Source organism: Aureimonas ureilytica DSM 18598 = NBRC 106430, assembly GCF_000382705.1.
Classification (GTDB): Bacteria; Pseudomonadota; Alphaproteobacteria; order Rhizobiales; family Rhizobiaceae; genus Aureimonas; species Aureimonas ureilytica.
Window position 1 is genome coordinate 422,750 of sequence record NZ_ARQE01000004.1, and the last position, 12,268, is coordinate 435,017.

Annotated in this window: 13 protein-coding genes; 8 read left to right on the forward strand and 5 right to left on the reverse strand. The window is 67.8% G+C overall.

The genetic code is table 11. From position 1 onward, the window contains the following. The first annotated feature begins 107 nt into the window (after window positions 1-107). Together groES and groL are read left to right on the forward strand one after the other, a co-directional pair. Entirely contained in the window at window positions 108-404 is a 297-nt protein-coding gene (gene groES, locus B146_RS0111980) for a co-chaperone GroES (RefSeq protein WP_019996686.1), read from the forward strand. Between the two features lie 118 nt (window positions 405-522). Further along, window positions 523-2,169, forward strand: coding sequence for a chaperonin GroEL (gene groL / locus B146_RS0111985; RefSeq protein WP_026358560.1), 1,647 nt, complete (start codon window positions 523-525; stop codon window positions 2,167-2,169). A 102-nt stretch (window positions 2,170-2,271) separates the two neighbouring features. Here the strand turns inward: groL and B146_RS0111990 are convergent, their stop codons facing one another. Beyond that, entirely contained in the window at window positions 2,272-2,736 is a 465-nt protein-coding gene (locus B146_RS0111990) for a DUF29 domain-containing protein (protein WP_019996688.1), read from the reverse strand. A 129-nt stretch (window positions 2,737-2,865) separates the two neighbouring features. Between B146_RS0111990 and B146_RS0111995 the strand changes: the two genes are divergently transcribed. The 4 genes from B146_RS0111995 to B146_RS0112010 all read left to right on the forward strand — a co-directional run bounded on the left by B146_RS0111995 (window position 2,866) and on the right by B146_RS0112010 (window position 6,038). After that, complete coding sequence (locus B146_RS0111995) at window positions 2,866-3,642, forward strand: sulfite exporter TauE/SafE family protein (protein ID WP_019996689.1); 777 nt, start codon at window positions 2,866-2,868, stop codon at window positions 3,640-3,642. A gap of 87 nt (window positions 3,643-3,729) precedes the next feature. After that, entirely contained in the window at window positions 3,730-3,921 is a 192-nt protein-coding gene (locus tag B146_RS0112000; RefSeq protein WP_019996690.1) for a CsbD family protein, read from the forward strand. A 191-nt stretch (window positions 3,922-4,112) separates the two neighbouring features. Then, window positions 4,113-5,504, forward strand: coding sequence for a class II fumarate hydratase (gene fumC, locus B146_RS0112005; RefSeq protein ID WP_019996691.1), 1,392 nt, complete (start codon window positions 4,113-4,115; stop codon window positions 5,502-5,504). A 156-nt stretch (window positions 5,505-5,660) separates the two neighbouring features. After that, complete coding sequence (locus B146_RS0112010) at window positions 5,661-6,038, forward strand: DoxX family protein (RefSeq protein ID WP_155897464.1); 378 nt, start codon at window positions 5,661-5,663, stop codon at window positions 6,036-6,038. A 56-nt stretch (window positions 6,039-6,094) separates the two neighbouring features. Here the strand turns inward: B146_RS0112010 and hisG are convergent, their stop codons facing one another. The 4 genes from hisG to B146_RS0112030 all read right to left on the reverse strand — a co-directional run bounded on the left by hisG (window position 6,095) and on the right by B146_RS0112030 (window position 10,226). Beyond that, the gene (gene hisG, locus B146_RS0112015; RefSeq protein ID WP_019996693.1) at window positions 6,095-6,787 is read right to left on the reverse strand and encodes an ATP phosphoribosyltransferase; all 693 of its coding nucleotides are present in this window, start codon (window positions 6,785-6,787) and stop codon (window positions 6,095-6,097) included. Then, entirely contained in the window at window positions 6,784-7,944 is a 1,161-nt protein-coding gene (locus tag B146_RS0112020) for an ATP phosphoribosyltransferase regulatory subunit (protein ID WP_019996694.1), read from the reverse strand. The genes hisG and B146_RS0112020 overlap by 4 nt, the downstream gene beginning before the upstream one ends. A gap of 4 nt (window positions 7,945-7,948) precedes the next feature. Then, window positions 7,949-9,451, reverse strand: coding sequence for a histidine--tRNA ligase (hisS, locus tag B146_RS0112025; protein WP_019996695.1), 1,503 nt, complete (start codon window positions 9,449-9,451; stop codon window positions 7,949-7,951). Between the two features lie 118 nt (window positions 9,452-9,569). Then, window positions 9,570-10,226, reverse strand: coding sequence for a DNA-3-methyladenine glycosylase I (locus B146_RS0112030; protein WP_019996696.1), 657 nt, complete (start codon window positions 10,224-10,226; stop codon window positions 9,570-9,572). Between the two features lie 127 nt (window positions 10,227-10,353). Between B146_RS0112030 and B146_RS0112035 the strand changes: the two genes are divergently transcribed. Continuing rightward, complete coding sequence (locus tag B146_RS0112035) at window positions 10,354-11,118, forward strand: DUF2927 domain-containing protein (RefSeq protein WP_155897465.1); 765 nt, start codon at window positions 10,354-10,356, stop codon at window positions 11,116-11,118. A gap of 158 nt (window positions 11,119-11,276) precedes the next feature. Then, on the forward strand, window positions 11,277-12,167 hold the full coding sequence (locus B146_RS0112040; protein WP_019996698.1) for a L,D-transpeptidase: 891 nt from the start codon (window positions 11,277-11,279) through the stop codon (window positions 12,165-12,167). Window positions 12,168-12,268: the final 101 nt, after the last annotated feature.

Consider the following 12,268-nt stretch of genomic DNA (forward strand, 5'->3'; position numbering starts at 1 on the left):
GCTCTCCTATCTAGCGGCTCGTTAGCACTCCACGTCAGCGAGTGCCAAGTTCCCGGATCGCCGCCTCCGGCGCGCGATCCCCCCAAAGCCAAGAAGGTTCGACTGAGATGGCCAACGTGAACTTCCGCCCCCTGCACGATCGGGTCGTGGTGCGGCGCGTCGAGTCCGAGAGCAAGACGGCTGGCGGCATCATCATCCCGGACACCGCGAAGGAAAAGCCGCAGGAAGGCGAGATCGTCGCCGTCGGCGCCGGCGCGCGTGACGAGACCGGCAAGGTCAACCCGCTCGAGGTCAAGGCCGGCGACCGCATCCTGTTCGGCAAGTGGTCGGGCACCGAGATCAAGCTCGGCGGCGAAGACCTGCTCATCATGAAGGAATCCGACATTCTCGGCATCGTCGGCTGAGCTGTCGTTCGGGGTTGAGCGATCACCCCGAGGGTCGAGCGATCGACCCGGCTTCTTTCCCCATCCCCTTTCTTGAAACGGCGCGGACCGCTTTCCGGCGCGCCGAGGAGACGAGAACATGGCTGCCAAGGACGTAAAATTCGGTCGTGACGCCCGCGAGCGCATGCTGCGCGGCGTCGACATCCTCGCCGACGCGGTGAAGGTCACGCTCGGCCCCAAGGGCCGCAACGTCGTGATCGACAAGTCGTTCGGCGCGCCTCGCATCACCAAGGACGGCGTGTCCGTCGCCAAGGAGATCGAGCTCGAGGACAAGTTCGAGAACATGGGCGCCCAGATGGTGCGCGAAGTGGCCTCGAAGACCAACGACAAGGCCGGTGACGGCACCACCACCGCGACGGTTCTGGCCCAGGCCATCGTCCGCGAGGGCGCCAAGGCGGTTGCCGCCGGCATGAACCCGATGGACGTCAAGCGCGGCATCGACGCGGCTGTCGCCAAGGTCGTCGAGACGCTCGTCTCCTCGGCTCGCAAGATCGAGACCTCCGACGAGGTCGCTCAGGTCGGCACCATCTCCGCCAATGGCGAGAAGGAAATCGGCCAGATGATCGCCTCGGCGATGCAGAAGGTCGGCAACGAGGGTGTCATCACCGTTGAGGAAGCCAAGACCGCCGAGACCGAGCTCGAAGTCGTCGAAGGCATGCAGTTCGACCGCGGCTACCTCTCGCCCTACTTCGTGACCAACGCCGAGAAGATGGTCGCCGAGCTCGAGGACGCCTACATCCTCCTGCACGAGAAGAAGCTCTCCAACCTCCAGGCGATGCTCCCGGTTCTCGAAGCCGTCGTGCAGTCGGGCCGTCCGCTCGTCATCATCGCCGAGGACGTGGAAGGCGAGGCTTTGGCCACGCTCGTCGTCAACAAGCTGCGTGGCGGCCTGAAGATCGCCGCCGTCAAGGCGCCGGGCTTCGGCGATCGCCGCAAGGCCATGCTCGAGGACATCGCGATCCTCACGGGCGGTCAGGTCATCTCCGAAGACCTCGGCATCAAGCTCGAGAGCGTCACGCTCGACATGCTCGGCCGCGCCAAGAAGGTCTCCATCACCAAGGAGAACACCACGATCGTCGACGGCAATGGTGAAGCCGACGGCATCAAGGCGCGCGTCGCCCAGATCAAGCAGCAGATCGAAGAGACCTCTTCGGACTACGACCGCGAGAAGCTCCAGGAGCGCCTGGCCAAGCTCGCCGGCGGCGTCGCGGTGATCCGCGTCGGCGGCTCGACGGAAGTCGAAGTCAAGGAAAAGAAGGACCGCGTTGACGACGCGCTCAACGCGACCCGCGCGGCCGTGGAAGAAGGCATCGTCCCCGGCGGCGGCGTGGCTCTGCTGCGCGCGTCCAACGCGGTCGACCTGAAGGGCGAGAACGCCGATCAGGACGCCGGCATCGCGATCGTCCGCAAGGCGCTCCAGGCTCCGATCCGTCAGATCGTCCAGAACGCCGGTGGCGAAGGCTCGATCGTGGTCGGCAAGATCCTCGACAACGGCTCGCTGACCTTCGGCTACAACGCCCAGACGGGCGAGTATGGCGACATGATCCAGGCCGGTATCGTCGATCCGGTGAAGGTCGTCCGCTCGGCTCTGCAGGACGCGGCTTCGGTCGCCGGCCTTCTCGTCACCACCGAGGCCATGATCTCCGAAGCGCCCCGCAAGGACTCCGGCGCTCCGTCGATGCCCGGCGGCGGCGGCATGGGCGGCATGGGCGGCATGGACTTCTAAGTCCGGTCGGCCAGCAGGCCCCGAAATCGAAAAGCCCGGCGGAGCGATCCGCCGGGCTTTTTCGTGTCGGGCGTTGTGCGAAGCCGGATGCGATGGGCCGGGTTACTCCGGCAGGAAATCCTGATCGCGAAGCTGGTCGAGCGAATAGGGGCAACCGCGCGGAAAAATGTCGAGCCCTAGCCGCGTTTCGACGGACGCTTCACGGCGCGCCGTCCGGTAGGCTTCGTCCGCAATCGTCTCCGCCGTCGCCTTGAGGGAGGGATTGTCCTGCTCGCGGTCCAGGATGTTGCCCCGCTCGCGCACGATCGTGAGCTGCCACGACCGCGAGCGCCGCGCCGGCTGGAACTGCCATTTGAGAAGATGCGCGATCAGGACGCGGTAGCTCGACCGAAGCGCATTGCGCTGCTCGCGCCCCATGCTTTCCACCTCTTCCACGAGATTGGCGAGATCGACTTCCCCGAACCGCTTGAGACGCAGCAGCTCGGCCTGCTCGAAGGCCCAGGCGTGGAAATCGTCCTCGTAGTCGGTCGGCGAGGCGAAATAGGGTTTTTCCTTGGCAAGGCTCATGGGCGGCGCTTCCCTTTCCCGTTCCCTCCGAATCTAGCGTTCCCACCGTCGTTTTGCACGGGCCTGTGCATTGTCAGCGCCCCCTCCCCGCGCCAATAAGCCTTCGGTCGCATTGCGGGGGCGGTTCGTTTGAGTGAATTCTTCATCTTCTTCTTCGTGGGGTCGCTGGCGCAGCTGGTCGACGGCGCGCTCGGCATGGCCTATGGCGTCATCTCCTCGACGGTCCTGATGAGCTTCGGCGTGCCGCCATCGGTCGCCTCGGCCTCGGTCCACACGGCCGAGCTCTTCACCACGGCGGCGTCGGGCACGGCGCATATCGCCAATCGCAATATCGACTGGAAGCTGTTCTGGCGCCTCGTGCCCTTCGGCATCCTCGGCGGCGTGCTCGGCACCTATGTCCTCACCTCGATCGACGGCTCCACGATCCGTCCCTTCGTCGCGGCCTATCTGGCGGTGATCGGCGTGATGCTGACGCTGCGATCCTTCCGCAAGATGCCGCGGGCGCAGACGCCGATGGCGCTCGTGCCGCCGCTCGGCGCGGCCGGCGGCTTTCTGGATTCGGTCGGCGGTGGCGGCTGGGGGCCGATCGTCACCTCCGGTCTCCTCGGCGCCGGCGGTCAGCCGCGCTACGTCATCGGCACGGTGAACGCGGCGGAGTTCCTCGTCACGCTCTCGGTCTCGCTGGCCTTTCTCGCCGCGCTCCTGACCGGGCATTGGGAGGAAGCGGGCGATCTGTCCGACCATGCCCTCTCGGTGCTCGGCCTGATCGCGGGCGGCGTCCTCGCCGCGCCCCTCGCCGGCTATGCCGTGAAACGCATCCCCGAGCGGCTGCTTCTGCGCATCGTCGGGTTTCTGATCTGCGGGCTGGCGCTCCAGCAGATCTACGGAATCCTGTCTAAAATGTAATACGGAGCCGGGAACGGATCGTCCGCGATGCGTGTTCTCCTTCTCGAAAATCGGACACGGCGTCCGATCAAATTTCGGGAGACTGACATGGTCGACAAGAACGAAATCTCCGGCGGCGCCAAGGAACTCGGTGGCAAGATCAAGGAAGGCGTCGGCAAGCTGGTCGGCAACGACCGCCTGCGCGCCGAAGGCATGGCCGACCAGGTCGAAGGCAAGACCGAGAAGAACTACGGCAAGGTCAAGGACGCCGTGAAGGATCAGGTCGGCTCGAAGCACTGAGCCAGACCGACCGAGTCTTCAGTTGCGTGAATTGCGTAGGAGCCAGCCGCAAGGCTGGCTCTTTTCGTTGGTGCGGAGCCTTCTCGCGCACGGGAAGGGTTTCGCCCCCCGCATCTGTCGTGATAACCGCGCGAGTGCGCCGCTTTCGAGACTCGAAAAGCTTGGGGCGCCTTGTCGCGAGGGGAAGACCGATGACCAGCACCAGACGCGAGACCGATTCCATCGGCGCGATCGACGTCGCGAGCGACCGCTACTGGGGCGCCCAGACGGAGCGCTCGCTCAACAATTTCCGCATCGGCACGGACAAGCAGCCGATCGCCGTGATCCACGCCCTGGCCACCGTCAAGAAGGCCGCCGCGCGCGTCAACACCGCCATGGGCAAGCTGGACGGCAAGATCGCCGAGACGATCGAAGCGGCCGCCGACGAGGTCATCTCCGGCAAGCTCGACGATCACTTCCCGCTCGTGGTCTACCAGACCGGCTCGGGCACGCAGACCAACATGAACGTCAACGAGGTGATCTCGAACCGGGGCATCGAGATGCTCGGCGGCGAGATGGGCTCCAAGAAGCCGATCCACCCGAACGACCACGTCAATATGGGCCAGTCGTCCAACGACGTGTTCCCGACGGCCATTCACGTCGCCGTCGCCATCGAGGCGACCAAGCGCATCCTGCCGGCGATCGACGCGCTCCACGCCTCGCTCGACGCGAAGGCGCGCGAGTTCGATCCCATCATCAAGATCGGCCGCACGCACACGCAGGATGCGACGCCGATCACGCTCGGCCAGGAGTTCTCCGGCTATGCCGCCGCGTTGAAGCTGGGCAAGCGCCGCATCGAACAGGCGATCGAGGACGTCTATGCGCTGGCGCAGGGCGGCACCGCCGTCGGCACCGGCCTCAACGCCCCGGTCGGCTTCGACGTGAAGATCGCCGAGGAAATCGCCAAGCTCACGGGCCTGCCCTTCCGCACGGCCGAGAACAAGTTCGAGGCGCTCGCCTCGCACGGCGCGCTCGCCTTCTTCCACGGCTCTCTCAACGCGCTGGCGACCGATCTCTTCAAGATCGCCAACGACATCCGCTTCCTCGGCTCCGGCCCGCGCTCGGGCCTCGGCGAGCTCTCGCTGCCCGAGAACGAGCCGGGCTCCTCGATCATGCCGGGCAAGGTCAACCCGACCCAGTGCGAAGCGCTGACCATGGTCGCGGCCGAGGTCTTCGGCCACGAGACGACCGTGACGGTCGCGGCCTCCCAGGGCCATTTCGAGCTGAACGTCTTCAAGCCGGTGATCGCCAATGCCGTGATCTCCTCGATCCGGCTTCTCGCCGACGGCATGGATAGCTTCCGCGAGCATTGCGTCGACGGCATCAAGGCCAACGAGGACCGCATCAAGGACCTCATGCAGCAGTCGCTCATGCTGGTCACGGCGCTCGCCCCGACCATCGGCTACGACAATGCCGCGACCATCGCCAAGACGGCCCACAAGAAGGGCACGACCCTGCGCGAGGAGGCCCTCGCCTCCGGCCTCGTCTCGGGCGAGGACTATGACCGGATCGTCGATCCGGCGGCGATGACCCGTCCGGGCTGATCGCGTTTCCCCAGACGATTGGTCTGATGAGGCGTCCCAATCCCCCGGATTGGGACGCTTTTCTTTGACGATCAGTCGCGCAAAGAATCTCTATCGCAAAGGGCGGGCCTTCGGCACTGTGCGCGCCATCGCAACACCGCTCCGATGGACGAACCCATGAATTCCGGTCTCCTGCTTCTCGCCCGCATCCTTCTGTCGATTCTCTTCATCGTGGCCGGCTTCGGCAAGCTGGCGGGCGCTGCCGGCTTCGCCGGCTATCTCGGCAATCTCGGCATCCCGGGCGGCGTGGCCATGGCCTATCTCGTCGGCGCCTTGGAGTTCTTCGGCGGCCTCGCCATTCTCGTCGGCTTCCAGACGCGGCTCGTCGCCTATGTGCTCGGCGCCTTCTGCGTGGCGACGGCTCTGGTCGCCCATATGGGCCCGGACCAGTCCACGGCCCTGATGAAGAATCTCGGCCTGTGCGGCGGCTTCCTGGCCCTCGCGGCCGCCGGCGCCGGTGCCTATTCGGTGGACGGCCGCTCGCGTCGCGCCTGACACCTGCTCCCTCGAGCTTTCGCCGCGGCCGCCTTCGGGCGGCCGCTTTCGTTTCGTCAGCCCTCGAAACGGCGCAGAAGATCGGCGAGCGCCGCGTCGTCGCCCGCAGAGCGCGGTGTCGTCGTCAAGGCCAGACAGGCTTCGGAGCGCAGGATCACCCCGTCCTTCAGGACGCGTAGGTGGTTCGCCGTCAGCGTCGATCCGGTGGAGGTGATGTCGACGATGATGTCGGCCGAGCCCGCCGCCGGTGCGCCTTCGGTGGCGCCGAGGCTTTCCACGATCCGGTAGCTCTGGATGCCGTGGCTTCTCGTGAAGAAACCCTGGCAGAGCCGCCAGTATTTCGTGGCGATGCGCAGGCGGCGTCCATGGCGCTGGCGGAAGGAAGCCGCGACGTCGCCGAGGTCTTCCATCGTGTCGACGTCGATCCAGCTGTCGGGCACGGCCACCACGACATCGGCATGGCCGAAGCCGAGGCGCGAGACGATGCGCCCGCGCGCGTCGAAATCGGGCATGGTCTCGCGCAGCAAGTCCTCGCCGGTCACGCCGAGATCGATCGCCCCGTCGCGCAGCTCGCGCGCGATCTCGGAAGCCGAGAGGAGCAGAACCTCCAAGCCGTCCGCGCCCTCGACGCGGGTGCGGTAGGAGCGCGCGTCCTCGCTGGGGTGCACGGTGATGCCGGCCTTGGCCAGCGCGCCGACGCACTGGTCCTTGAGGCGGCCCTTGGAGGGGATGGCGAGCGTCAGGGTCACGACCGGACCTCCCGTGCGGCGGCGATGCGATCGAGGTCGAGCGCGAAGCCGACGGCCGGGATCGGCTCGGCCGCGCCGAGATAGGAGACCAGCCGGTCGTAGCGCCCGCCGCCGACCAGCGGCGCGCCGTCGGCGGAAGCCGCGATCTCGAAGACGAGGCCCGTGTAATAGTCGAGCGTGCGGCCGAAGGCGGCGCGGTAGCGGATCGTGGAGAGATCGACGCCCGCCGCCGTCAGCGCCGCGTTGCGGGCCTTCAGGAAGGCCAGCGCGCCGCCGAATTCCAGCCCCGAGGCCGCGCCCATCTCCTCCAGCCGTTCGGCGGCTTCGCTCATGGGACAGTCGAGCGCCAGGAAGGCGCTGAGGCGTTCCAGATAGGCCGTGCGCAGCCGCGTGTTGGCGAGCGCCATCTTCTCGATCAGCCGCTCGGCGATCTCTTCCGGGCTGCGGCCCCGGTTGGGCGGCAGACCGCCCTCTTCCATCATGGCGCGCACATGGGCGGCCAGCGCCTCGGCCGAGCCCGCGCGCAGGAGCGCGCGGATCGTCGGATCGAGGTCGAGCGGATCGCCGTCGGCCTCGCGCGACAGGGCGGCCAGCGCGTTCCGAAGAAGATCGTCGCGCCCGAAGCAGCGCACGAGCCGGCGCTGCCAGCCGGCCGGCAGGTCGAGCGCGGTCAGGAAGGCCTCGAACAGCGCCTGATCGCCGACGGTGACGAGGAGCGAACCCTCGAGGCCGCAGGCGCGCAACGCCGCCAGCGCTTCGGCGAGCGCGTGGGCGTCGGCCGTGGCGCGGTCGGTCTCCCCGAGATTTTCGATGCCGGCCTGACGGAACTCCGCCGGCTCGCCCCGCCGCTGGCGGAAGACCGCGCCATTATAGGCATAGCGGCGCGGCAGGCCGGCCGCACCCTCGATATGGGCGAGGCAGACGGGGATCGTGAAATCGGGCCGCAGGCAGAGCGTCTCGCCGCCCTCGCCGCGCGTCAGAAAGATACGGCGGCGTAGATCCTCGCCGGCCGTGTCGAGATAGGGCTCGGCGCGCTGAAGGAGCGGCGTCTCGACGAGAACGGCGCCGAGCCGATCGAACAGAGCGGAAAGCTCGGCGTCGAAGGGCGAAGCGCCGCCGCCCGGCCGCGCCGCCCCGGAACCGGTGAGAAGGCTCATAGCGTCAGGCCGCCCCGCCGGCGCGGGTGAGGATCGCCTTCACGGCCGAAACCAGATCGGCCTCGTCCACGAGTTCCTGTCCCGCGCGCATCTCGCGCCATTCGGCATTGTCCTCGACGCCGGCCGAAAGCTCCTTGCCGAGCGCGAGATCCTTGACCTGCACCTTACCAGCCGCCTTCTCGTCGCCGCCCTGGATGACGACGACGGGCGCGCCGCGCCGGTCGGCATATTGCAACTGCTTGCCGAACTGCTTCGGATTGCCCTGGAACACCTCGACGGGCACGACGGGCTGGCCGGGGCCGTTCAGCGCCGCGCGAAGCTTGGTCGCCATCGCCTGATAGTCGGCCATCCGGTCACGATCCATCACGGTAACGACGACGGGACCGGCGCGCTTTTCGCCGTCGAGACGGCCGAGATTCTTCAAAGCGGTCTGGAGGCGCGAGACGCCGATGGAAAAGCCGGTGGCCGGCACGGGAGTCGAAAGGAAGCGCGACACGAGCCCGTCATAGCGCCCGCCGCCGCCGACCGAGCCGAACTGCACCTTCTGGCCCTTCTCGTTGACGACGTCGAACAGAAGCTCGGCTTCGAAGACGGGGCCGGTGTAATATTCGAGGCCGCGCACGACGGAGGGGTCGATCTTCACGCGGTCCGCCTCGTAGCCGGCCGTGCGCGCGAAGCTCTCGATCTGCGCGAGTTCGTCCAAACCGCCATCGACTCCGGCATGGCCGCCGAAGGCCTCGCGCACGCCCGACAGGCCGTCCGCGTCGAAGATCTTGAGAACGCGCGCGATCGTCTCGGCGTCGAGCTCCGCGCCCTTGGTGAAGTCGCCCTTGCCGCCGCTTTCGTCCAACCGCCCGGCGCCGAGGAGAAGGCGCACGCCCTCCGCGCCGAACTTGTCGAACTTGTCGAGCGCGCGCAGCACCGTGAGGCGGCGGCCCTGGTCGCCCTCGAGGCCAATCGCGTCGAGGATGCCGTCGAGCACCTTCCGGTTGTTGACGCGGATGACATATTGCCCGCGCGCAATGCCGAGCGCTTCCATCGTGTCGGCCATCATCATGGCCATCTCGGCATCGGCCGAGACGTTGGGCGCGCCGACGATGTCGGCGTCGAACTGCATGAACTGGCGGAAGCGGCCGGGGCCGGGCTTCTCGTTGCGGAAGACATAGCCCGCCCGGTAGGAGCGGTAGGGCTTGGGCAGTTCCTCGAAATTCTCGGCCACGTGACGCGCGAGCGGCGCGGTCAGGTCGTAGCGCAGCGAGAGCCATTCCTCGTCGTCGTCCTGCAACGAGAAGACGCCCTCGTTGGGACGGTCGCTATCGGGCAGGAACTTGCCGAGCGCGTCGGTGTATTCGAAGAAGGGCGTCTCCACCGGCTCGAAACCATAGGTCTCGTAGACATGGCGGATCGTCGCCAACATCTTGTCCTGCGCGTAGAGATCGGCGGCGCTGCGATCCACGAAGCCGCGCGGCTGGCGCGCCTTGACGCGGGTGGGCTTCTTGGGGGCCATGGGATTGCCTGCGAGATAGGTAAGGACTGAGTTACCCGGCGTCCTAGCCCATCGCGAGCCGCAGCGGCAAGCTTCGCGCGTCCTTGAGCTTCGCGCGCCCCCCAAGCCGCGCGCGGTTTCAGACGGGCCGCACGAAGGCCTTGCGCGCCGCCTCGCATTCGCCCCGCACGCAGCAGCCGTCCATATGGTCGTTCACGAAGCCCATGGATTGCAGGAAGGCATAGGCCGTGGTCGGGCCGACGAAGCTGAAGCCCTCGGCTCGCAGCGCCTTGGACAGGCGCTTCGAGGCGGGCGTCTCGGGATTGGCGCGCGCCCAGGCCAGCGTCATGCGCTCCGGCCGCTCCTCGGGCGGCGGCTCGAAGCGCCAGAGAAAGCTGGCGAGGCTCGCGCCCGTCTTCTCGCGCAGCGCCAGCGCGCGGCGCGCATTGTTGATGGTGGAAGCGATCTTGCCGCGATGGCGCACGATGCCGGGATCGGCGAGAAGGGATTCGATCCGCGCCTCGTCGAAACCGGCGACGCGCTCGATCTCGAACCCTTCGAAACGCTCGCGGAACCGCTCACGCTTGCGCAGGATCGTGATCCAGGAGAGGCCCGACTGAAAGCCTTCGAGGCAGAGTTTCTCGAAGAGCCTCGTGTCGTCGGCGCTCGGCCGGCCCCATTCCGCGTCATGGTAGCGGACATAGTCCTCGCCTGTGCCGGCCCAGGCGCAGCGCGCCGTGCCGGCCGGCTCGAACAGAAGACCCGATTCGGCGGGCGTCTCGTCAAGTTCGCTCATGCCGATCCTTGTGCCGCCGAGCCGAGGCCCGGCGCAAGCGATGATCCCCATTCTTCACCCGAAGGCGACTTGCATTCGGCAAGTCTTGCGCCGCACAAACAAGGGGACGCCGCCCAACGAGCCCACCATGACCGCCCGCGCTTTCCCTGCCCGTTTTTCGCCATTCCCGCTGTTTCGCGCCCGCCCGGCCGTTGCTGCGGCGCTCGCCCTTCTCCTCGCGTTTCTCGCCCTGCCGGCGGGGGCGCAGTCGCTTCCCAACGACGCGGGCCTGATTCGCGGCTTCGAGGCGGTGGTGTTCGGCGCCGAGATCACCGGCGCGTTCAGCGATTCCAGCTACCTGAAGAAATTCGCGGGGCCGGTGCGCGTTCGGGTCGAGAACCCCGCCGAGATCGACCGCAAAGCCGCCGTCGCCGGCTTCGTGCGCCAGCTGAACCGCGACGTGGACGGGCTCGACATCGCCATGGCGGGCCGGGGCGAAGCGGCCAATTTCGTGGTTCATGTGGTGGATCGCGACGACTACCAGCGCGTCGGGCGTCAGGTCTATCATCGGCCCTTCGGCCACACGCCCGGCAATTGCATCGTGCGCTCCAGCTATGGACGGGGCGGCATCACGCGCTCCGACGCGATCGTGGTGTCGGACGAGGGCGACCGCCTGTTCCGTCGCTGCCTGATCGAGGAGGTGCTGCAGGGGCTCGGGCCGCTCAACGAAAACACCGACGCGCCCCAGAGCGTCTTCAACGACACCTCGCGCCTGACCAATTTCACGCCCTACGACCGGCTGATCGTCAACATGCTCTATGACGAGCGCCTGCGGCCGGGCATGAGCCTTGAAGAGGCGCGCCCTCTCCTGCCGGCCGTCCTGAAGGACGCCAAGCGCCGCCTGCGCCTGTGACGGAGCGTTAGCGGCGCGTTCACCACGATCGGACGGCAAGGGGTGGAACGTGCCGGGAAGCGGCTCGGATTCACCAATCGCTCGGATTTGCGGCGGCATCCTGCCCCGAAGCGGCTCGGCCATCCGAGCCCACCCGTGGTCTTCCGAGGTGCCCGCCGATGTTCGTTCGCCGTGTTCTGGCGCTTTCGCTCGTTCTTGCCGCCGCATCGGGCGCCGAGGCGCGCGACCACCGCCCGCTCTATCTCGACCGGGACGACGCGACCCAGCGTGTCCTGCAATTGTCGCCCGGCAGCGGCGTCGTTCCGGGCTACCAGCGCCCGACGCTCGCCCAGGCCTATCCGGCCGGCACCGTCGTGTTCGAAGGCAATATTCCGGTCGGCGTCGTCAGACGCGACGGCGGCCCGGTGGAGCCGCTCGGCTCCTATCGTCACGCACAGCCCATCGTTCTCGGCGCCGAGCCGGCCCCGCCGCGCCCGCGCGCCGAGCGCCGCATGGCGCGCCAGCCGCTCTTCGCCAGCGCCGCCGCCGCGCCCGCGCGTCGGATGGCGGAGCCGCGCCGCGCCGCCGAGCCCCGCCGCACGCAACCGCGCGGCCTCGACCCCGCCTTCCTGCCGCAGGAGGTCGCCTATTCCGGCTATGCGCCCGGCACGATCGTGATCGATACGCGCGCGCGCTTCCTGTATCTCGTCGAGCCGCAGGGCCGGGCGATGCGCTATGGCGTCGGCGTCGGCAAGCCGGGCTTCGAATGGGCCGGCACGCACCGCGTCACCCGCAAGGCGGAGTGGCCGGACTGGACGCCCCCATCCGAGATGATCGCCCGCGAGCGCGCCAAGGGCCGCATCCTGCCCGCGCGCATGGACGGCGGCCTCGACAACCCGCTCGGCGCGCGCGCGCTTTATCTCGGCTCCTCGCTCTATCGCATCCACGGCACCAACCAGCCCTGGACGATCGGTCAGGCCGTGTCCTCGGGTTGCATCCGCATGCGAAACGAGGACGTGACCGATCTCTACGAGCGCGTGCCCGTCGGCGCGCGGGTCGTTGTGCTCTGAGAGCAACAGGGGGCGCAAAAGGCACGCGCGGGCGCTGCCCGGCCTGTCCCGCGCCCCATGTTCCCCGCACAGTAAGGCCGGCAAAGCTTCCACCATCACGG